We start from the raw sequence: 20,976 nt of genomic DNA, 5'->3' as shown, positions 1-20,976 counted from the left end.
TCATCGCGGATCGCCTTCACCGGCGGCCCCGGCTATCGTGTGCGCCCTGGTTCGATCGGTGCGACGCGATGAAGATTGTGGTGACGGGCGGTGGTGGATTCCTGGGCCAGGCGCTGTGCCGCGGGCTGGTCGCGCGGGGGCACGAGGTGGTCAGTTACAACCGCGGCCACTATCCGGAACTGCAGGCGTTGGGTGTGGCCCAGGTGCGGGGCGACCTGGTCGACGCGCAGGCGCTGCAACATGCGCTGGCCGGCGCCGATGCGGTGTTCCACAACGCCGCCAAGGCCGGCGCCTGGGGCAGCTACGACAGTTACTACCAGCCCAACGTGGTCGGCACCGAGAACGTGCTGGCTGCCTGCCGCATGCATGGCGTGTCGCGCCTGGTCTACACCTCCACGCCGAGCGTGACCCACCGCGCCACCCATCCGGTCGAGGGCCTGGGCGCGGACCAGGTGCCCTACGGCGAGAATTTCCAGGCGCCGTACGCGGCGACCAAGGCGATCGCCGAACGCATGGTGCTGGCCGCCAACGACGCGCGCTTGGCCGTGGTGGCGCTGCGCCCGCGGCTGATCTGGGGGCCGGGCGACAATCAGATCCTGCCCAAGCTGGTGGCGCGGGCGCAGGCCGGGCGTGTGCGCCTGGTCGGTGGCGGCGACAACAAGGTCGATTCCACCTACATCGACAATGCCGCGCAGGCGCATTTCGACGCCTTCGAGCACCTGGCGGTAGGCGCGCCCTGTGCCGGCAAGGCCTACTTCATTTCCAACGGCGAGCCGTTGCCGATGCGCGAGCTGCTCAACAAGCTGCTCGCCGCGGTCGGCGCGCCGGTCGTGACCAAGACGCTCTCGTTCAAGGCCGCCTACCGCATCGGCGCCACCTGCGAAACCCTGTGGCCGTTGCTGCGCCTGCGCGGCGAGCCGCCGCTGACGCGGTTCCTGGCCGAGCAGCTGTGCACGCCGCACTGGTACAGCATGGAACCGGCCCGACGCGACTTCGGTTACGTGCCGCAGGTGTCGATCGAGCAGGGCCTGCAGCGGCTGGCGTCCTCATGGCGCAACGACACGTCCGTCACCCGCTGACGACCGCTGGTTTCCGAAGATGATGCCGCGCCGATTCGGCACGACAACTTCTGGATATTGCCATGCTGCATTACGCCATCATCTTCTTCGTGATCGCCATCATCGCCGCCGTGCTCGGTTTCAGCGGCATCGCCGGCGCGGCGACCAACATCGCCTGGATCCTGTTCGTGGTGTTCCTGATCCTGGCGGTGATCTCGATGTTCCGCCGCGGCAAGGTGTAGTCCTTTCGCGACAATCGAACGTCGATGCTTGCCCGCGGCGCTTTGCGTCGCGGGCAAGTCGTTTCTGGGGCAGGGCGCCGCGATGGCGCTGGCTGACCGCACGCCGGGCCGCTTAGTGGCGCTGCGGGCTAGACGTTTAGCCTGACGCTTGTCACCATCCTCCGCTCAGGGGACAGGGGCGGATCGAATGCGAGCGTGGATCGTATGGGCAGGCCTTGCGCTTGCGGGGAGCGCGTGCGCGCAGGTGCCGCCGGTGGACCTGGCGCCATACCTGCAGCGCGATCAGTTCGAACGGGTCAAGATCTCGCCGACCGGTGCCTACTACGCCGTCACCGCGCCGCTCGAGGACCGCACCGTGCTGGCGGTCATACGACGCAGCGACAAGCAGGTCTCGGCCAAGATCATGGGCCAGGCCGACTCGGTGGTGCACGATTTCTGGTGGGCCAGCAACGAGCGCATCGTGGTATCGATGGCCGAGCGCCTGGGCGCGCTCGACCGGCCGGTGGCGATCGGTCAGCTGCATGCGGTCGACGCCGACGGCAAGAATCCGCGCTTGCTGGCCAGCCCCTACGGGCTCAACGACAGCGTCAATGGCGTCACCTACAAGGCCGGCCTGGATCCGTCGGTGTTCATGCTCGACACCTTGCCGGACGATCCGCGCTCGGTCCTGGTGTCGGTGGTGGAGCAGACCAAGGATCCCACCGTGCATGTGGACAAGCTAGACATCTACAACCACCGGCGCATGCCGGTGGCGCGCGCACCGGTGGCACGCGCGGACTTCGTCACCGACCACGGCGGCCACGTGCGCTTCGCGCAGGGTGCCGAGACCGGCAGCAACGCCAGTAAACTGTTCTACCGCAGCGACGACGCCAGCCCATGGCGGCTGATCAACGACGAGGCCAGCAGCGGACATCGCAGTTTCCCGCTGGGCTTTTCCGCGGACGACAAGATCGCCTACCTGCAGGTAGAGCAAGCCGAAGGACCCGATACGGTCGTGTCCTGGGATCCGCAAAGCGACCGCTCCACACCGCTGTTGCGCGACGCACGAGTCGATCCCTACCAGGTGCTGCGCGACCTGGACGGCCGTACCCCGATCGGCGTGTCGTTTATGAGCGACCGCGTGCACAACCGCTTCTTCGACGACAACGCACCGATGGCACGGCTGTACCGCGCGCTGGAGCAGGCCTTCAACGGCGATGCGGTGTTCATCACCTCGGCCACCGCCGATCGGCGCCTGCTGATGCTCTATGTGTGGAGCGATCGCAACAACGGCGATTACTTCCTGTTCGACACCGCGGACAAGTCGGCAAAGCGGGTGTTCAGCCGTCGCGAATGGTTCGTGCCGGATAGGGTGCCGCACACCCGCGAGGTCGCCTTCAAGGCCAGGGATGGCATGGACCTGTACGGCTATCTGACACTGCCGTTGCAGGCGCCGGCCGGCAAACCACTGCCGATGGTGCTGTTGCCGCATGGCGGACCGTTCGGTCTCTTCGATGGCTGGGAATTCGACGACGATGCGCAGGTGCTGGCCGCGGCCGGGTACGCGGTCTTGCGGGTGAACTACCGCGGCTCCGGCAACTATGGTCGCGCCTATACCCAGGCAGGCGCCCGGGAATGGGGCGGGCGCATGCAGGACGATCTCACCGATGCCACCCGCTGGGCGATCGATCAGGGCGTCGCCGACAGCGCGCGCATCTGCATCTACGGCGCCAGCTACGGGGCCTATGCTGCGCTGATGGGGGCGGCGAAGGAGCCGGCGCTGTACCGCTGCGCGGCCGGCTACGTCGGCGTGTACGACCTGGAGACCATGTACCGTGACAAGGCCAGATATGCGCGTTGGACCAAGGCCTGGGCGGGCGATTGGCTGGGCGAACGCGACAGTTTGGCGACGCGTTCGCCGGTCAACCTGGCCGAACGCATCCGCGTGCCGGTGTTTCTGGCCGCTGGCGGCAAGGACGAACGTGCCCCGATCGAACATACCGAGCGGATGGAGAAGGCATTGAAGAAGGCCGGGGTGCCAGTAGAGGCGCTGTATGTCCCCACCGAGGGTCATGGCTTCTACACCGAGGCGCACCGGCGCGCCTACTACACGCAGTTGCTGGCGTTCCTGAGCAAGCACCTGGGCGGCGCGCAGGCGCAATAGCGGCGAGCGGCGGCCTGGGTGGGGCATCTGTCTCGCCCTGCGCACGGCCTTGCGACGTGTCTGCCGCTAGAATGCGGGCATGTCTGGATCCCCCCTCGATGCTCTCAAGCCCCTGGCCGGCCGCGCGCTGGAAGCGGCGCTCAATCGCGCGCTGGCGCTGGACCCGGAAACCGGCGAGGCCCTGCGCGACCTCGATGGCCAGCGCGTGGCGCTGACCCTGGAGGCGCCGGCGCTGGCCCTGCAGATCCGCGTCGATGGCTCGCAATTGCGGGTCGGCCCGGTGGATCCGGCGCAGGAGCCGGAACTGGCGGTGCGCAGCACACTCGGCGGGCTGCTCGCGCAGTTGCCGTTCCTGGCGCAGGCGCGGCGCACCGGCGGCCCCGGCGGACGCGTGCGGGTCTCCGGCGATGCCGAACTGGCGCGACGCCTGCAGCACCTGGCGACGCGCTTCGATCCGGACTGGCAGCGGCCGTTCGTGCAGGTGTTCGGCGAGGTGCTCGGCGTGCAGGTGGCCAACACCGCGCGTTCGGCCCTGCAGCAGGCCCGGCGCAGTGCGCAGGACCTGGCGCAGAGTGCGGCCGAGTACGTCACCGAAGAGTCGCGTGACGTGGTCGCGCGCGCCGAGCTGGAGGCCTTCTACGACGACGTGGACGTGCTGCGCGACGATGTCGAGCGCATCGCCGCGCGGGTGGCGCGGCTGCAGCCGGAGCGTGGCGCATGAAGGCGATGTTCCGCGCCAGCCGCATCGGCCGGGTGATCCTGCGCTACCGCCTGGACGACCTGCTCGACGGCACCCCGGCCGAACGCTGGTTGCGTCTGGCCAAACCCTTCGTGCCGCGCGCCAGCCCCGACATCGCCGCGCAATCGCGCGGGGCGCGCCTGCGCCTGGCGCTGCAGGACCTGGGGCCGATCTTCGTCAAGTTCGGGCAGATCCTGTCCACCCGCCGCGACCTGATGCCGCCGGACGTGGCCGAGGAACTGACCCTGCTGCAGGACCGGGTGCGCCCGTTCGACGGCGAGGCCGCGCGGCGCATCGTCGAGCAGGCGCTGGGGCAGCCGATCGGCGTCGCCTTCGCCAGTTTCGACACCACGCCGCTGGCCTCGGCCTCGATCGCGCAGGTGCATGCGGCGACGCTGCACGACGGCCGCGAAGTGGTGGTCAAGGTACTGCGCCCGGACATCGAGCGGCAGATCGACGCCGACATCGCCTTGCTGAAATCGGCCGCCGCGCTGGTCGAACGCACCCATCCGCGCGCCGATAAGATCCGCCCGCGCGAGGTGGTGGCCGAGATCGAGACCACCCTGGCCGCGGAGTTGGACCTGCAGCGCGAGGGCGCCAACGCCAGCGTGCTGCGCCGCTTCTGGCTGCACTCGGACGACCTGTACGTGCCTGAGGTGATCTGGACCCACACGGCCGAGCGCGCGCTGACCCTGGAACGGGTACGCGGCATTCCGTCCGACGACATCGCTTCGCTGGACGCCGCCGGCATCGACCGCCGCGCGCTGGCGGCCAAGGGCGTGCGGGTGTTCTACACCCAGGTGTTCCGCGACAACTTCTTCCATGCCGATGCGCACGCCGGCAACATCTGGGTCGACAGCGATCCGGCGCGCCGCGACAACCCGCGCTTCATCGCGCTGGACTTCGGCATCATGGGCCAGCTCTCGCAGGAAGATCAGTACTACCTGGCCGAGAACTTCATGGCCATCTTCAACAAGGACTACCGGCGCATGGCCGAGCTGCACGTGGAGGCGGGCTGGATGCCGGCCAACGTGCGCATCGACGAGCTGGAGGCGGCGGCGCGCTCGGTGTGCGAGCCGTACTTCACCCGGCCGCTGTCGCAGATCTCGCTGGCCGAGGTGCTGATCAAGCTGTTCCGCGTGGCCCAGCGTTACCAGTTGACCCTGCAGCCGCAGCTGATCCTGCTGCAGAAGACCCTGCTCAACATCGAAGGCGTCGGCCGCCAACTCGACCCGGAACTGGACATCTGGGCGGTGGCGCGGCCGGTGCTCGAGCGCATCCTGATCGAGCGCTACAGCCCGCAGCGGGCGTTGCACGAACTGCGCAAACGCCTGCCCGAGATCATGACCCACGCGCCGGACATGCCGCGGCTGATCCACGGCTGGCTGCGCCAGCAGGTCGAGGGCCGGCACGAGCTGTCGATGCGCTCGCGCGACCTGTTCGAACTCAACCTGCTGGTGCGGCGCATGCAGCGGCGGGTGGTCGCGGCGATCGCCGGCGTCGGCCTGCTCACCGTGGCCACGCTGCTGTACGCGCTCGACGCCGGCGGCCCGCAGCTGGCCGGTGTCTCGTTGTGGGCGTGGATCAGCGGTGGTGCCGGCACGGCGGCCTTGCTGTCGGCGTGGTGGCGGCGCTGAGCATGGGCGGGCTCGATCGCGGGCGTCTGCAGGCGGTGCGCGCCGAGCTCGGCGCTGAGGGGCCGCGCCACGACGCCGGCCAATCCCAGCGCGCGCAGCGTCTGCTCAACATCACCCCGGAGACCGGCGAACTGCTGGCGGTGCTGGTTCGCGCCAGCGGCGCGCGGCGCGTCCTGGAGATCGGCACCTCCAACGGCTATTCCACGCTGTGGCTGGCCGAGGCCGCGGCGGCGCTGGGCGGCAGCGTGGTCACCGTGGAGCACGCCGCGCACAAGATCGCGCTGGCGCAGCGCAGCTTCGCCCGTGCCGGCGTGGAAGGTTGCGTCGAGCTGGTCCACGCCGATGCCGGCGTCTGGCTGGCGGACACGGGGTCGGCCGCGTTCGACCTGCTGTTCCTGGACGCCGAGCGCACGCTGTATTGCGACTGGTGGCCGCAGTTGCGTCGCGTGTTGCGGCCGGGCGGGCTGTTGGTCGTGGACAACGCGCTGTCGCATGCGGCGGAGATGGCACCCTTCGCCGCGCTGCTGCACGCCGATGCCGCGTTCACTTGCACCACGCTGCCGGTCGGTAACGGCGAACTGCTGGCAGTCAAGGACGCGTAGGCGTCCCGCGACGGCGTTGCGGACGTGCGGCGTGCATCGCCGGGTCACGCAACTGGATGCCCGAACTGCAGCCAGGGTGCCATCCGAGCAATGAGCGCCCTGTCGTGAGCGACATCGTGGGGGCATGGCGTCGAACGCTGCCGCTCATCGCCACCTGCCACCTGCATGCGTGGCGCATTCCTGCCATGCGCATTGTCGCGCCGCGGTACGGCGCGGATAATCCGGCGGTGAATACCGACGCCGCGCCTCTACAGATCCTCTACCAAGACCCATTGCTTGCCGTGGTCGACAAGCCCGCCGGGCTGATGGTCCACGACAGCAAGCTCGCCCGCGGCGAGGACGATTTCCTCGCCGGCCGCCTGCGTGCGCAGCTGGGCCGGCCGATCTTCTTGGTGCACCGGCTCGACCGCGCCACCAGCGGCTGCCTGCTGCTGGCCTTCGACCGCGACACCGCCAGCGCACTGGGCAAGGCGCTGATGAGCGGCGAAGTGGACAAGGATTATCTGGCGATCTGCCGCGGCTGGCCGGCCGAAGACCGCTTCGACGTCGACCACGACCTCGACGGCGGCCCTGGCAAGCCGCTGAAGAAACCGGCGCAGACCCGCTTCGAGCGCCTCGCCTGCGGTGAGCTGCAGGTACCGTCGGGCGAGTTCGCCACCTCGCGTTATGCGCTACTGCGCTGCAGCCCGGTGACCGGACGCTTCCGGCAGATCCGCCGCCACCTCAAGCATCTCTCGCATCACCTGATTGGCGACACCAGCCATGGCGATGGTCGCCACAACCGCATCTTCCGCATGCAGGGCGTGCACCGCATGCTGCTGCATGCCGAACGCCTGGCGTTTCCGCATCCCGATGGGCACCGGATCGTGGTCACTGCCCCGCTGGATACGGAGTTCGTGCGCGCGTTCGGGTTGTTCGGTTGGGATCCTGCGCCGTGGCAGGTGGCTGTGGGATGTGATGTGGCGGGGTAGCACAGCTCCCACCATGAGGCTGTTGCCGTGGCAAGGTACCGCCACTGGGATGATCTGTTCGAGGCTGATCCTTTGTATGCATAGTGCCAAAGCGTCTGCGGCCCGATGGCGGCGAAGCTCGGTTTCGTTTATCTTGCCAAACTGAATTCCGTAGTTTCTCAGGGGGGTAATATGTGGAATAAGGTTCGTTTGGTTCTTGCTGTCTCGATTATTTCCATGCTGCCGTTTTCTGCATCGGCAGGCGATGCGTCGGGAAAAGTGTCAACGATCATGGCGCACTCTCAGGATGTCGTATTTTTTTCCCTCGATGGGCCCTACACGAACGTGCCCGCATGCTCCAGCACGGCATTGGCGTTGTCATTGGCGACCCAGTCCGGAAGAGCTCAGTACGCACTGCTGCTAAGCGCTTCCGCACAAGGCAAGGTGGTCCACGTGCATGGAACCGGCGATTGTGCTGTATGGGGCGATCGTGAAACGGCCGCATATATCTGGATGAACTGACATGCTGCGTTATCCGGCCGGATATCGCAGGCCGCGAACTATTGATCGTGCTGGTAGCAATGATGGAAAGCTACCGTGTATGCCTGAGCAATGAGCTGTAGGAGCGGCTTTAGCCGCGACCAGGCGTTCCCGATGCATCCCGGTCGCGGCTGAAGCCGCTCCTACGACAGCGCAAAATCGATGCCGCGTTACTTCGCCGGCGGCGCGTTGACCGTCTGCTCGAGGTCCTTCTGCAGGTCGGCGAACAGCGGGGTCATCTTCTGCTGGATCGCACCCATCAGGTTTTGCATCAGCTGCGGGGTCTTGTCGAGCAGGCTCTGGCCGGCCGGGCTCTCGTAGAACTCGGCCATCGCCAGCACGTCCTGCTTGGAGAAGGTCTGCTTGTACAGGTCGACGTAGAGCGGGCGCATTTCCTGCCAGGACAGCGCCTTGCGCACGGTGGCCTGGGTGCGCTCCTGGATCTGCTGCAGCTTCTGCTGCTGGGTGGCGTCGAGCGGGTGCTGTGCGGTGAGCTGGGCGAACTGCTGGCGCTGCATCGCCTCGATCTGCGGCAGCATGGTGTCGAGCATGTTCTGCGCACGCGAGGCCGACAGCAGGCGGTTGACGTCGGCCTCGCTGGGCGGTTCGGCCAGCGCGGGGAGGGCGACCAGGGCCAGCAGCAGGGCCAGCAGCAGGGCCAGCAGCAGGCGCTGCGGCCAACGGAAGAAGCGCGGAGTCGGGGACATGGAGCATCCTGCAGAACGATGACCGGCGGCCAGAATACGGCAATCGCCGCGATGCCGCCGCCGCACCGCGGGCGGCGCTGCGGGGTGGCATTCGCGCCCTGGCCCGTTCAGGCAGCGCCGGGGCGTAAACCGAGTGGTCCGGCGGATGCCCTACAATCCGCGCCATGGGTAACGGGGCCATCCACATCTCGAGCAGCTTGGCGATTCCGGAAGACGAAATCGTCGAGCGCTTCGTGCGCGCCAGCGGCGCCGGCGGGCAGAACGTCAACAAGGTCGCCACCGCGGTCGAGTTGCGCTTCGACCTGGCCGGCTCGCCGTCGTTGCCGGAGCCGCTGCGCGCGCGCCTGCTGGCGCGGCGCGATCGCCGCATCACCGCCGACGGTGTGCTGGTGATCGATGCGCAGCGCTTCCGTACCCAGGACCGCAACCGCGACGATGCGCGCCAGCGCCTGGCCGAGTTCATCGCCGCCGGGCTGTCGGTGCCGAAGCGGCGCATCGCCACCAAACCCTCGCACGGCGCCAAGTTGCGACGCCTGGACGCCAAGCGCGAGCGCAGCCAGATCAAACGCGGCCGCTCGCCCGGCCGCTGGGAGTGACTTTTGACCGAACGCGATTACCGCCTGCCCGCAGCGCCCCCGAACATCCCGATGGTCAAGCCCAGCCGCTTCATGCGCTGGCTCGGCCGCACCGCCTTGCGGCTGACCGGCTGGCGGGTGGTGGGCGAGTTCCCGAACGAGCCGAAGCTGGTGATGATCGTGGCCCCGCATTCGTCCAACTGGGACGGCTTCGTGGGCTTCGCGGTCAAGTTCGCGGTCGGCTTCGAGGTGCGCGTGCTCGGCAAGACCCAGTTGTTCTGGTGGCCGCTGGGGCCGCTGCTGCGCAAGCTTGGCGGCATCCCGCTGGACCGCAACTCGCCGCGCGGGGTGGTGGAACAGGCCGTGGCGCTGATCCGCGGCGCCGAGCGCATGTGGTACGTGATCACCCCCGAGGGCACGCGCAAGCGCGTGGAGAAGTGGAAGACCGGCTTCTGGAAGATCGCCCACGGCGCGCAGGTGCCGATTTTTCCGGTGTACTTCGACTACCCCAGCCGTACCATCGGCCTCGGCGAAGTGGTATGGACCAGCGATGACATGCAGGCCGACATCGCCGCGATCCGCACCTGGTACCGGCCGTGGCGCGGCAAGCATCGCGATACGTTGTGAGGATGGGCGGCGCTTGAGGGCTGCGCCGACCCGCCGTTGCACCCAACGGCGCCACCCGCTGTCGTAGGAGCGGCTTCAGCCGCGACAGGCCTTCCCGGTAACGCCCTGTCGCGGCTGAGGCCGCTCCCACACGATCGCTTCGACGCCTGCGCTACAGCGCGCTGCCGCCGAACTTCTGCGTGTATTGCAGGTACACGCTGCGGCCCACGGTGTCGAACCAGGACACGTCGTAATACGGGTACGCCGTGTAGGTGCGGTCGTGCGGCGGCATCGTGTCGAACAGGTTGGTCACCGTCAGCGACAGCTGCGCGCGGTCGGTGAAGCGGTACTGCAGCGAGGCGTTGTAGCGATAGGTCGCCCCGATCCATGGGCTGTCGCCGCTCGCCGGGTCGTAGACCTGGTCATAGGAATCCGAGGTGGGCAGCCGGCCTAGGCGCTCGCCATGCAGCGTCGCGGTCCAGGCGTTGCGCTCCCACGACACGCTGGCGCTGGCCTTGGTGCGCGGGATGTCGTAGCCGCTGTTGACCGCGAACTCGTCCACCATCGCTTCGCCGGCGTACACCTGGATGTCGTGGCGGCGCACCCAGGTGTAGTTGCCGCTCAGGCGGAAGGTGCCGATGCCGGTGTCGATCCGGTACTGCGCGCTCAGGTCGATGCCGTTGGTGCGCTCGCGGGCGATGTTGATCGGGTTGACGTAGACCCCGTACAGGCGGCCATCGGCGCTGCGGGTGACCCGAGCCAGCGCCTGCTGGCAGGTGGTGGAGGTGGCCTGCAGCACGCCGAGGCGGCAGTCGGCCTCGTCGCGCAGCACCTGGTCCACGCGCAGGTCCTGCACCTGGTCGCGCATGTCGATGTTGAAGTAGTCCACCGACAGGTCCAGGTCCGCCAGCGGCGACCACACCAGGCCGGCGGTCCACGAGGTGCTGTTCTCCGGATCCAGTGCGCGATTGCCGCTGCGGCCGCGGATCACCGCTTCTTCGTTGTAGCTGCAGTCCTGGATCGCCACGCCCGGTTCCTCGCTGGCGCAGCGGTAGTAATCGACCCCGGTGGTCTCGTCGTTGCCCGGGCCGGCATACACGTAGTGCAGATCCGGCGCGCGGAACGCGGTGCCGTAGGAGGCGCGTACCAGCAGCGTGTCCACCGGCCGCCACTCCAGCCCGCCGCTGTAGGTGAACTTGCCCAGCGCGCGCCCGGCGAAGCGGTACTGGTCGTAGCGCCCGGCCAGGCTCAGCGACACCGTCGACAGCACTGGCAGGCGCAGCTCGCTGGCCAGCGCCCAGCGGTTGCGGCTGCCGTGGCCGTCGGAGTCCTTCCAGCTGTAGTAGTAGTACTGCGTGGCCAGCGGATCCGGGCGCAGGTTGTAGGCCTGATTGCCGAACTCCGCGGTCGCGGCCATGCCGGCATCGCCGCCGGGCAGCGAGAACAGCGCGGTGTTGGTCGTGGTGAAGGCGAGGGTGTCGGTGCGCGAGCGCGGCTGGTACACCGTGCGCTGGGCGATGCTGTCGTACTCGGCGCGGCTCAGCGGCGTGTACAGGCGCTGTGGGTCGGCGTTGAAGATCGGCAGCCCCGAGTCCTCGTCCACGCCCAGCTGCGGCCCCAGGAACAGCGCATTGGCGCGCGCAGCGACGATCTGCGGCCAGCTGATCGTGGCCTGGTACTGCGAGTGGCTGAGGCTGGCCTCGTAGTCCCAGTCCGCGCCCAGGTGGCCCTTGAAACCGGTGGTGACGCTGAAGGTCTTCTGCCGGGTGCGGATGGTGCCGGCGCTCAGTCCACCCATTTCTTCCGGGCTGAACTGCCGGCCCCAGGCTTCCACCTGGTCGGTGGCCTGGTTGTAGAAATAGCCCTGCTCGTTGCCGTCCGGGGCCATGTAGCCCCACTGCGTCACGTCGCGGAACAGCGACAGCTCGTGGTAGCCCAGCTGCACGTCGGCGAACCACTCGCTGCCGTTGTCGAAGGCGTAGCGCAGCGAGGCGTAGCCGTTGAAGCCGCGGCGCTTGTTGGTGATGGTGCCGTAGCCGATCGAGGCGCTGCTGCCGCAGAACGCGCCGTAGCCCGGGCGCGTGGCGTAGCCGGTGCTGCCGCCGTTGAGGCCGGACACTGACGCGCAGGTGTCCGCGCCCGGGTCGAGATAGTTGTCGTCGTAGTCGGTGCGCAGGAAGGTGCGCCGCGGCACCTGCGAACGCGCGGTGGGGCCGTCCAGAGTGCTGTCCTGGCGGCTGCGCTGATAGGCCCACAGCGGCGTCTGCGACACCAGTTCGGCGCCGAACACGGAGTCGAAATTGCCGCGCGACCAGCCGCTGCTGAGGCTGAGGTTGAAGCTCTCGCCGCCGCCGCGGGTGGTGTCGCCGAAGCGGTAGTCCAGCGTGGTGCCGTCGGCGTGCTTCTTGAGGATGAAGTTGACCACGCCGGAGATCGCGTCCGAGCCATAGATCGCCGAGGCGCTGCCGGTCAGGATCTCGATGCGGTCGATCATGCCCAGCGGGATGTTGGAGATGTCGGTGAAGTTGCTGCGGCCCTTGAACGGCATCGGGAAGTCGGCGATGCGGCGGCCGTTGACCAGCACCAGGGTGTGGTTGGGGCCGAGCCCGCGCAGGTCCACCTGCTGCGCGCCAGGCGAGAAGTCCGCGCCGCTGGCCGACTGCGGGCTCTGCGTCTCGCCGCCGTTCTGGGTCATCGCGCGCAGCACGTCCGGCACCGAGGTGAAGCCATTGGCCTTGATCTGCTCGGCGCTGATCACGCTGATCGGCGCGGGGCCTTCCACCTGCGTGCGCGGGATGCGCGAGCCGGTGACGCGCAGCGTGTCCAGTTGCGCCACCGGCGCATCGGCCGCCGCGGCCGGCGTCGGCGCGGCGGCACGGGCTGGCTGCGCGCGGGCCGGGGCCGGCTCCTGGCGCCGCACCAGCCAGGCGCCGGAGGCATCGCGCTGGGCGACGAAGCCGCTGCCGCGCAGCACCTGCTGCAGCGCCTGCCCCGTGTCCAACCGGCCGTGCGCGCCGCCGCTGCGGGCCTGGCCCAGTTGGTCGGCGCGGTAGATCAGTTGCGCGCCGGACTGCCGCGCCAAGGCGTCCAGCGCCGTCCGCAGCGGGCCAGCGGGGATGTCTATCGTGGCGGTGGCTGCTACGGCAGCGGGTTGCGCCTGCGCCGCACAGGCGCTCGCACAGGCCATGCTCAGCAGCAGGGCGCGCATCGGATACCGCATCGAGTTTTCTCCCCAAACGGGCGCGGAGCGCGCCTCCGTAGCTCCAGGACGAACGAGACCGGCAAATCCCCCCGCCACCGCGCCTCCCCGGCGCGGAACGGCTCACCGGCTGTGCAACAGCACCGTGTCGCCGCGGCGCTCGGCGCGGATCGGGAACCCCTGTTCGAGCAGGCGCACGAAGGCGTCGACGTTGGACCAGCGCACGTTGCCGCCGACCCGCAGCGCCGCGGCGCCGGCGTCGGCGACCTGCAGCTTGACGGTGTTGTAGCGGTTGAACTCGGCCACCGCCGCCTGCAGCGGGGTGTCGTCGAAACTCAGGTAGCCGCTGCGCCAATCCAGCACGCGCTCGGCCTCGGCCAGCGCCACCCGGCGCACCAGTACCCCGTGCGGACCGGCCTGGGCGATGCTGCCGGCGTGCAGCAGCAGTGGCGGCGCCTGCGGCGCGCTCGCCGATTCCAGCCGCACCGTGCCCTCGGTGACCACCACGCGCAGCGCATCGGCCTCGCGGCGCACCGCGAAGCGCGTGCCGACCGCCACCACCCGGCGCACCCCGCTGGCGACCACGAACGGCCGGTCCGGGTCCTTGCTTACCGCGAAGAACGCCTCGCCGCGCTGCAGGTCGATGTGCCGCTGCGCGTGCGACAACGCCACCGCGATACGGCTATCGCTGCTCAGCGTCGCCTGCGAACCATCGGCCAGGGCCACCGGGCGCAGCTGGCCGGTCACGCTGGCGTAGGCGGTCGGTACCGGTTCGAGCGCATGGCGCCAGCCCAGGCCCAGCACCGCGGCACCGATCAGCGCCGCCGCCAGCGCGGCCGGCCAGCGCCGTCGTGGCCGCGCGCGTGGGCGTGGGGCGAAGCGCAGGTCGCGCAGATCCGGCGCGGCCGTGGCGGCCGGCACCGTCGTGCTGCGGCCGCCCAGGCCCTGCCAGCGGCCGCGTTCGGGCACCTGTCCATCGCGTTGGCCTGCGCCCAGTGCCTGCAGGCGTCCGCTCTCCTGCCAGGCGGCCTGCAGGCGCAGGAACGCCACCCGGTGCGCGGTGGCCGCGGCCAGCCATGCGTCCAGGCGCGCCTGCCGTGCGTCGGACCAGTCGCCGCGGTCGCGCCGCGCCAGCCAGGCCGCCGCACGCGCCTCAATCCACCTGCTGTCCATCGCGTGCGCGCGCCTGCAATGGCGTCGCTGGCGCCGGCGCGCCCTCCTCGCCATGGAAATGATCGGCCAGCAGACGCATGCCCCGGGCCACCTGCTTCTCCACGCTCTTCTCGCTGATGCCCAGGCGCACGGCCACCTCCTTCTGCGGCAGTTCCTCTACCCGCCGCAGCCAGACCACGCTGCGGCAGCGGTCCGGCAACCGGTCGAAGGCCGCCGCCAGCCGCCCCAGCACCTGGCGTCCGCCACACCAGCGTTCCGGCGACAGCTCGTCTATGAGGACGTGCATCGACTCCAGATCCCCCACCGCCTCGATCGATACCACGCGGTTGCGGCGCAGGCGGTCGGTCATCAGGTGCCGCGCGGTGGCGAACAGGAACGACTTGGGCAGGCTCGGCCGGGCCTTGCCGGCGGCCTCGTAGACGCGCACGTAGATCTCCTGGCGCAGGTCGTGCCACTCCTCGCGATGCGGCCAGCAGCGCCGCAGGTAGCCGCTGAGCGCCTGCTCGTGGACCAGGATTTCTTGGACGAACCAATCGTCAAGGGAAGCGGGCATGGATCCCACATTAGCCGATCGCCGGCGCGTGCGGGCAAGTGCCGCGCGTCGAACGTGGGAGGGTGGCGCGGCGGGGGGAAACCGTGCCGCCGTTCGTCCCCTCTCAGCAACGAGCCGCACGCTCGCCTGCCCGCCCCGTTCCCGAGGAGATCCGCATGACCCGTTCCGTCGGCATGTTCCGGCCCTGGATGTCGCTGCTGCTGGGCCTGTGCCTGGCCACGCCCGCCGTCGCGCGCGATTACCGCCAGTACCTGGTCGGCGACCCGGCCGCGCCCACACCCGGCCCGGTGTCGCCCGGCCTGCTGCTGATGGGCGGCGGCGACCGCAACTACGACGCGCTGCGCTGGTTCATGGCCAAGGCCGGACATGGCCACGTAGTGGTGCTGCGCGCCTCGCAGGCGGGCGAGGTGGGCGAGGAGTTCTATCGCAAGGTCGGCGGCGTGGCCTCGGTGGAGACGTTCGTGTTCAGCGGCCGCGGCGCCTCCAGCGATCCGGCGCTGCTGCGCGCGCTGGCGCGGGCCGACGGCATCTTCATCGCCGGCGGCGACCAGTCGCGCTACGTGCGCTACTGGAAGAACACGCCGGTGGCCGACGCGCTGGACGCGCACGTGCGCGCCGGCAAGCCGCTGGGCGGCACCAGTGCCGGCCTGGCGATGCTCGGCGAGTACCTGTACGGCTCAATGGACGGCGGCAGCATCACCAGCCCGGCGGCGCTGTCCGATCCGCTGGGGCCGGCGGTCACCATCGAGACCGACTTCCTGCACCTGGACCTGCTCAAGCGGGTCATCACCGACACCCACTTCCGCGAGCGCGACCGTCTCGGCCGCCTGTTCGCGTTCCGCGCCAAGGCCGCCACGCTGGCGCCCAAGGACGCGCCGCTGATCGGCCTGGGCGTGGACGAGAGCGCCGCGCTGGCGGTGGAAGGCGACGGCACTGCGCGGGTCTATGCCACCGACCCGCAGGCCGTGGCCACCGTGGTCGCCGGGCCGCTGCAACCGTCCACCCCGGCCGGGCAGCCGCTGCAGGCCGCCCGCATCGAGACCGTCGGCGTCGGCCCTGGCTCCACGCTGCACCTGCCCGACGGCCGCGTCGAGGCGCCGGTGTTCCACCGCTACTACGCCGTGCAGGACGGACGCATGCGCGAGATCCCGGCGACCACCCTGGTGATTCATGGCGGTGCCGGCGTCGAGCGCGCCAGCAGCAGCGCCGCCGACCTGGCCGAGGCGCGCGCGGCGATGGAAAAGGCGTTGCGCACCGGGCAGGCGCTGCTGGCGCAGGGCAAATCGGCGACCGGTGCGGTCGCCGCGGCGATCGCCGTGCTGGAGGATTCGCCGCAGTTCAACGCCGGCAAGGGCGCGGTGTTCACCCACGATGGCCGCAACGAACTGGACGCGGCGATCATGGACGGCCGCACCGGCAAGGCCGGCGCGGTGGCGGGCGTGCACCGGGTCAAGAACCCGATCGAGCTGGCGCGCGCGGTGATGGACCAGTCCGAGCACGTGATGCTGGTCGGCGACGGCGCCGAGATCTTCGCGCGGCAGCACGGCATCGCCCTGGTCGATCCGTCCTACTTCCGTACCGAGAAGCGCTGGCAGCAACTGCAGCAGGCGCTGAAGGAAGAGGCCAACAAGCAGGCGCACTCCGATCTGGAAACCGCCAAGCACTTCGGCACGGTCGGCGCGCTGGCGCTGGACCTGCAGGGCAACCTGGCCGCCGGTACCTCCACCGGCGGCATGACCAACAAGCGCTACGGCCGCGTCGGCGACTCGCCGATCATCGGCGCCGGCACCTACGCCGACAGCCGCTGCGCGGTGTCCGGCACCGGCTGGGGCGAGTTCTACATCCGCGCGGTGGCCGCCTACGACATCTGCGCGCGGGTGAAGTACGCCGGGCAGAGCCTGGCCCAGGCCGCCGATGCGGTGATCGACAGGCAGATTCCCAAGGACGGCGGCGACGGCGGCGCGATCGCGCTGGGCGCCGACGGTAGCGTGGCCTTCCCGTTCAACACCGAGGGCATGTACCGCGGCTGGATCGGCGCCGACGGCGTGCCGCACGTGGCCATCTTCAAGGACGAGGCGTTGCCGCTGCCCGGCGGGCAGTGAGCCGGCGCGCCGGCCCGCTCCGCGGTGCCGGCCGCTTCCTTGCAATTGGCCGGCGCCCGTACCGCCGTAGAGACCGTCTTGCCCCCTGGCAGGCAAGGGTCCTTTCCGGGTCGAACGCGGTGGCCGATGCGAGGACGCCGTGGGCGAGGTGCAGGAGCGAGGTCACCCTGCCGGCGCTGGCGCCAAGCCCGCGCCCGGCGATCTGTACGCCGGCTGGCTGCCGTGCCGGGCCGAGCCAATGGCACATGCCGCTGCCAGGCAAACCCGGTAACGTGGGCGGCTGTCTTGGCCCCAAGGTCCTCCCAGGAGTTCCACCTCATGTCGCGTAACGTCGTTCTGGCCGCCGCCATCAGCCTGGCGCTGGCCGCCTGTTCCGGTAAGGAGTCCACCCCCGTGCCCGCCGCCCCCGCTGCTCCGGCCGCCGCGCAGCCCGCCGCCGCCGCCAACCCGCTGCTGACCCCGAGCACGCTGCCGTTCCAGGCGCCGCCGTTCGACAAGATCAAGGACAGCGACTACCTGCCGGCCTTCGAAGAAGGCATGAAGCAGCACCTGGCCGAGATCCGCAAGATCGCCGACAACCCGGAACCGGCCACCTTCGCCAACACCCTGGAAGCGATGGAGCGCAGCGGCGAGACCCTGACCCGCGTGTCGCGCATCTTCTTCGGCCTGGTCCAGGCCGACACCAACGATGCCCGCCAGAAGATCCAGGAAGAGATCGCGCCCAAGCTGGCCGCGCACCAGGACGAGATCAGCCTGGATCCCAAGCTGTTCGCGCGCATCAAGAGCCTGTACGACCAGCGCGACACGCTGACCCTGGATCCGGAGCAGAAGCGCCTGGTCGAGTACGAATACCAGGAGTTCGTGCGCGCCGGCGCGCAGCTGTCCGACGCCGACAAGGCCACCCTGCGCAAGCTCAACGTCGAAGAGACCACCCTGGCCACGCAGTTCCACACCAAGCTGGTCGCGGCCACCGCCGCCGGTGCGGTGGTGGTGGACGACAAGGCCAAGCTCGACGGCATGTCCGACGGCGACATCGCCTCGGCCGCGCAGGACGCCACCGCGCGCAAGCTCGACGGCAAGTACCTGCTGGCCCTGCAGAACACCACCCAGCAGCCGGTGCTGGCTTCGCTGAAGGACCGCGACCTGCGTCAGCAGGTGATGGCCGCCTCGCAGTCGCGCGCCGAGAAGGGCGATGCCAACGACACCCGCCAGACCGTGCAGCGCCTGGCGCAACTGCGCGCGCAGAAGGCCAAGCTGCTCGGCTTCGACAGCTACGCCGCCTACAGCCTCAGCGACCAGATGGCCAAGACCCCGGACGCGGCGCTGAAGCTGCTCACCGACACCGTGCCCGCCGCCACCGCCAAGGCGCGCAGCGAGGCCGCGGAGATGCAGAAGGTGATCGACGCGCAGAAGGGCGGGTTCAAGCTCACCGCAGCAGACTGGGACTTCTACGCCGAGCAGGTGCGCAAGGCCAAGTACGACCTCGACGAAGCGCAGATCAAGCCGTACTTCGAACTGGACAACGTGCTGCAGAACGGCGTCTTCTACGCCGCCAACCAGCTGTACGGCCTCACCTTCAAGGAACGCACCGACATCCCCACCTACCACGACGGGATGAAGGTCTATGAAGTGTTCGACAAGGACGGCAAGTCGCTGGCGCTGTTCTACACCGACTACTTCAAGCGCGACAGCAAGTCCGGCGGCGCCTGGATGGACGAGTTCGTCGGCCAGAACGGCCTGACCGGCACCAAGCCGGTGGTCTACAACGTCTGCAACTTCACCAAGCCCGCCCCGGGCCAGCCGGCGCTGCTGAGCTTCGACGACGTCACCACCATGTTCCACGAGTTCGGCCATGCGCTGCACGGCATGTTCTCCAACGTGAAGTACCCGACCCTGGCCGGCACCGCCACCTCGCGCGACTTCGTCGAGTTCCCCTCGCAGTTCAACGAGCACTGGGCGTCGGATCCGAAGGTGTTCGCGCACTACGCCAAGCACTACCAGACCGGCGAGGCGATGCCGGCCGACCTGGTGGAGAAGATCAAGAAGTCGCGCACCTTCAACCAGGGCTACGCCACCACCGAGTACCTGTCGGCGGCGCTGCTCGACCTGTCCTGGCACACCCTGCCGGCCGACGCGCCGCTGCAGGACGTGGACAAGTACGAAGCCGACTCGCTGAAGAAGTACAAGGTGGACCTGGCCGAAGTCCCGCCGCGCTACCGCACCACCTATTTCGACCACATCTGGGGCGGCGGCTACTCGGCCGGCTACTACGCCTACTTCTGGGCGGAAGTGCTCGACGACGACGCGTTCCAGTGGTTCAAGGAAAACGGCGGCCTGTCGCGCAAGAACGGCGACATCTTCCGCGCCAAGATCCTCTCGCGCGGCAACACCGTCGACCTGGCCACCCTGTACCGCGACTTCCGCGGCAAGGACCCCAGCGTCGAGCCGCTGCTGGAAAACCGCGGTTTGAAGAACTGATCGGCGCTGCGCCAATCGGGTGTGTCGAGAACGGGATGGCCTTGTGGCCATCCCGTTTTTCGTTGGGGTGTCCGGATAATCCATCCACCACAAGGAGAGGCCCATGAAGGGAAGCTGGATCGTCGGCATGGCGATGTTGGGCGCCTGTTTTACGGCGTCCGCCGCAGGACGGTTGGACATCCGGCTGGAACACGCGCAAGCAGGCAGCAAACGCGCGGGCGCAGCGGTCATCACGATTACCCTGGTCAATGCGGGCGACCAGCCGATCGCGGTGCCGGATGCCTACGTCCCCGAGGTGGGCCGCGACGGGCGACTGCAAGCGAATCTGTTCCGAGTGCTGCAGGAAGACGGAAGCCCTGCGGACTACCTCGGCGTTTACGTGAGTCAGTTGCCGGGGTCCAGGCCCGACGTGATCCTGCGCCCGGGCGAGTCGAAATCCGCGACGGTGGATCTGTCAGTTAGCTACCGGATCGTGCCCGGCCGCCGCTACATGGTGACTGCGCAGCCTTTGCTGCGGTATCGCGAACTTCCGGCGGCCACCGCCGCGCATGTTTCCGATCAGGTGGGTTCCCTCAAGGCCGCCACGTCCAACCGCATCGAGGTCACGCCGCGGGCATCGGTCGAGCCTCAATCCGATACCTAACGCAGAAGACGTAGAGACTATCGCCTGCAGTCCGTATCAAAGGTGATCATGAAGCCGATCGCCGCAGCCGGATCGTACATGGCACTCGTGTTGTGCCTCTGCCTCCCACGGTCGCTGTCGCCGCGGGTTCGCCACCGAATGCGCTCTCGCCATGCCTTTCGTCACTGGCCCGCCGAGCCGCCGAGCGCGCACTGTCGCGATGACACATCCCGTGCCGCCCTCGCTCACCACAGGTGCCCCATGACCCACGCCGATCCGCATGCCACCCGCCTGCAGCGCGCCGCGCGCTGGACCTGCAAGGAACTGTTGCCGATGGTGGTGATGCTGTTGCTGCTCACCGCCGCACGGTCGTCCTTCGCCAATCACTACGTTGTGCCCTCCGGCTCGATGCAGCCGACCCTGCAGCCAGGCGACCGCGTTGCCGTGGACATGAGCGCCTACGGGCTGCGCGTGCCGTTCACCGAGTACCGCGTGCTCGAACGCGGCAGGCCGCAGCGCGGCGATGTGGCGGTGTTCGATTCCCCGCACGACGGCACCCGCCTGATCAAGCGCGTGGTCGCGGTGGCGGGCGATCGCGTCGACGTGCGCGATGGCCATCTCTCCATCAACGGCCAGCCGCTGCAGGTGGGCGCCGCGGGCGATGCGGAGCGATTCGGCGCACGCATCGCGCGGCTCGACCTGGACGCGGGCGGCGGTCCGGACCTGCACGACGTGCGCGTGCCGCCCGGCAAGCTGCTGGTCATGGGTGACCATCGCGGCGACAGTTTCGACGGCCGCTACTTCGGCTTCGTCGATGCGGACAGCGTCTATGGCAAGGCGCTGGCGGTGTTCTACCGTCGCGGTGAGGGGTTGGAGTGGGCGCAGCTGTAGGGCATCGCTCGCAACGACGGGACGTGATCCGTAGGAGCGGCTTCAGCCGCGACGGGCTTTACCGGGAACGCCCGTCGCGGCTGAAGCCGCTCCTTGTATCTGGACCTGGCGCCCTTAAACAGGCGTCATGTCTTCCGACTGATCATCGGAGGAGGTGTG

General features: G+C 69.1%; 18 protein-coding genes and 1 pseudogene. 15 read left to right on the top strand and 4 right to left on the bottom strand.

Annotated features, from left to right (window positions below):
• Positions 1 to 68: 68 nt before the first annotated feature.
• The 8 genes from oleD to GGR66_RS19840 all read left to right on the top strand — a co-directional run bounded on the left by oleD (position 69) and on the right by GGR66_RS19840 (position 7,893).
• Positions 69 to 1,079: a 2-alkyl-3-oxoalkanoate reductase gene (oleD, locus tag GGR66_RS19875; RefSeq protein ID WP_184450159.1), complete on the top strand. Its 1,011-nt coding sequence runs from the start codon at positions 69 to 71 to the stop codon at positions 1,077 to 1,079.
• Positions 1,080 to 1,141: 62 nt separating this feature from the next.
• Entirely contained in the window at positions 1,142 to 1,300 is a 159-nt protein-coding gene (locus GGR66_RS19870) for a DUF1328 domain-containing protein (RefSeq protein WP_003468167.1), read from the top strand.
• 187 nt (positions 1,301 to 1,487) lie between these two features.
• Positions 1,488 to 3,443, top strand: coding sequence for a S9 family peptidase (locus GGR66_RS19865; RefSeq protein WP_184450157.1), 1,956 nt, complete (start codon positions 1,488 to 1,490; stop codon positions 3,441 to 3,443).
• A gap of 79 nt (positions 3,444 to 3,522) precedes the next feature.
• Entirely contained in the window at positions 3,523 to 4,164 is a 642-nt protein-coding gene (locus tag GGR66_RS19860; protein ID WP_184450155.1) for an SCP2 sterol-binding domain-containing protein, read from the top strand.
• A complete protein-coding gene (gene ubiB, locus GGR66_RS19855) occupies positions 4,161 to 5,819 on the top strand; it encodes a ubiquinone biosynthesis regulatory protein kinase UbiB (protein WP_160964626.1) in 1,659 nt (552 codons plus the stop codon). The genes GGR66_RS19860 and ubiB overlap by 4 nt, the downstream gene beginning before the upstream one ends.
• Before the next feature lie 2 nt (positions 5,820 to 5,821).
• Positions 5,822 to 6,421, top strand: coding sequence for a class I SAM-dependent methyltransferase (locus tag GGR66_RS19850; RefSeq protein WP_184450153.1), 600 nt, complete (start codon positions 5,822 to 5,824; stop codon positions 6,419 to 6,421).
• A 185-nt stretch (positions 6,422 to 6,606) separates the two neighbouring features.
• Complete coding sequence (locus GGR66_RS19845; RefSeq protein ID WP_184450272.1) at positions 6,607 to 7,392, top strand: pseudouridine synthase; 786 nt, start codon at positions 6,607 to 6,609, stop codon at positions 7,390 to 7,392.
• 105 nt (positions 7,393 to 7,497) lie between these two features.
• Positions 7,498 to 7,893 carry a hypothetical protein gene (locus GGR66_RS19840; protein ID WP_184450151.1) on the top strand — a complete coding sequence of 132 codons (396 nt, stop codon included), beginning with the start codon at positions 7,498 to 7,500 and terminating at the stop codon, positions 7,891 to 7,893.
• A 188-nt stretch (positions 7,894 to 8,081) separates the two neighbouring features.
• On the opposite strand, the gene GGR66_RS19835 is transcribed toward GGR66_RS19840, so the two are convergent.
• Positions 8,082 to 8,618: a DUF2059 domain-containing protein gene (locus GGR66_RS19835; protein WP_184450149.1), complete on the bottom strand. Its 537-nt coding sequence runs from the start codon at positions 8,616 to 8,618 to the stop codon at positions 8,082 to 8,084.
• 164 nt (positions 8,619 to 8,782) lie between these two features.
• Between GGR66_RS19835 and arfB the strand changes: the two genes are divergently transcribed.
• Positions 8,783 to 9,214: an alternative ribosome rescue aminoacyl-tRNA hydrolase ArfB gene (gene arfB, locus GGR66_RS19830; RefSeq protein WP_160964622.1), complete on the top strand. Its 432-nt coding sequence runs from the start codon at positions 8,783 to 8,785 to the stop codon at positions 9,212 to 9,214.
• Positions 9,215 to 9,265: 51 nt separating this feature from the next.
• Positions 9,266 to 9,820 (top strand): lysophospholipid acyltransferase family protein, encoded by a 555-nt coding sequence (locus GGR66_RS19825; RefSeq protein WP_255421815.1) that lies wholly within the window; start codon positions 9,266 to 9,268, stop codon positions 9,818 to 9,820.
• 151 nt (positions 9,821 to 9,971) lie between these two features.
• On the opposite strand, the gene GGR66_RS19820 is transcribed toward GGR66_RS19825, so the two are convergent.
• The 3 genes from GGR66_RS19820 to GGR66_RS19810 all read right to left on the bottom strand — a co-directional run bounded on the left by GGR66_RS19820 (position 9,972) and on the right by GGR66_RS19810 (position 14,724).
• Positions 9,972 to 13,007, bottom strand: coding sequence for a TonB-dependent receptor (locus GGR66_RS19820; RefSeq protein WP_255421811.1), 3,036 nt, complete (start codon positions 13,005 to 13,007; stop codon positions 9,972 to 9,974).
• A gap of 114 nt (positions 13,008 to 13,121) precedes the next feature.
• Positions 13,122 to 14,171, bottom strand: coding sequence for a FecR domain-containing protein (locus GGR66_RS19815; RefSeq protein ID WP_184450142.1), 1,050 nt, complete (start codon positions 14,169 to 14,171; stop codon positions 13,122 to 13,124).
• Positions 14,152 to 14,724, bottom strand: coding sequence for a sigma-70 family RNA polymerase sigma factor (locus GGR66_RS19810; RefSeq protein WP_184450140.1), 573 nt, complete (start codon positions 14,722 to 14,724; stop codon positions 14,152 to 14,154). Before GGR66_RS19810 ends, GGR66_RS19815 begins: the two co-directional genes overlap by 20 nt.
• 155 nt (positions 14,725 to 14,879) lie before the next feature.
• Here GGR66_RS19810 and GGR66_RS21325 point away from each other — a divergent pair.
• The 5 genes and pseudogenes from GGR66_RS21325 to lepB form a co-directional block, all read left to right on the top strand.
• A pseudogene (locus GGR66_RS21325) lies at positions 14,880 to 15,647 on the top strand (cyanophycinase); the annotation flags it as partial.
• A gap of 213 nt (positions 15,648 to 15,860) precedes the next feature.
• Positions 15,861 to 16,826 (top strand): isoaspartyl peptidase/L-asparaginase, encoded by a 966-nt coding sequence (locus GGR66_RS21320; protein ID WP_255421814.1) that lies wholly within the window; start codon positions 15,861 to 15,863, stop codon positions 16,824 to 16,826.
• A gap of 318 nt (positions 16,827 to 17,144) precedes the next feature.
• Entirely contained in the window at positions 17,145 to 19,304 is a 2,160-nt protein-coding gene (dcp, locus tag GGR66_RS19800) for a peptidyl-dipeptidase Dcp (RefSeq protein ID WP_184450136.1), read from the top strand.
• Positions 19,305 to 19,407: 103 nt separating this feature from the next.
• Positions 19,408 to 19,947 carry a hypothetical protein gene (locus tag GGR66_RS19795; protein WP_184450134.1) on the top strand — a complete coding sequence of 180 codons (540 nt, stop codon included), beginning with the start codon at positions 19,408 to 19,410 and terminating at the stop codon, positions 19,945 to 19,947.
• Between the two features lie 240 nt (positions 19,948 to 20,187).
• Positions 20,188 to 20,817, top strand: coding sequence for a signal peptidase I (gene lepB / locus GGR66_RS19790; protein WP_184450132.1), 630 nt, complete (start codon positions 20,188 to 20,190; stop codon positions 20,815 to 20,817).
• Positions 20,818 to 20,976 lie beyond the last annotated feature (159 nt).

It is taken from the genome of Xanthomonas sp. 3498 (assembly GCF_014199795.1).
In the GTDB taxonomy this organism is placed as follows: Bacteria; Pseudomonadota; Gammaproteobacteria; order Xanthomonadales; family Xanthomonadaceae; genus Xanthomonas_A; species Xanthomonas_A rydalmerensis.
Note: the sequence above shows the minus strand (reverse complement) of the source record. Positions and strands in the feature narration are given on the sequence as shown.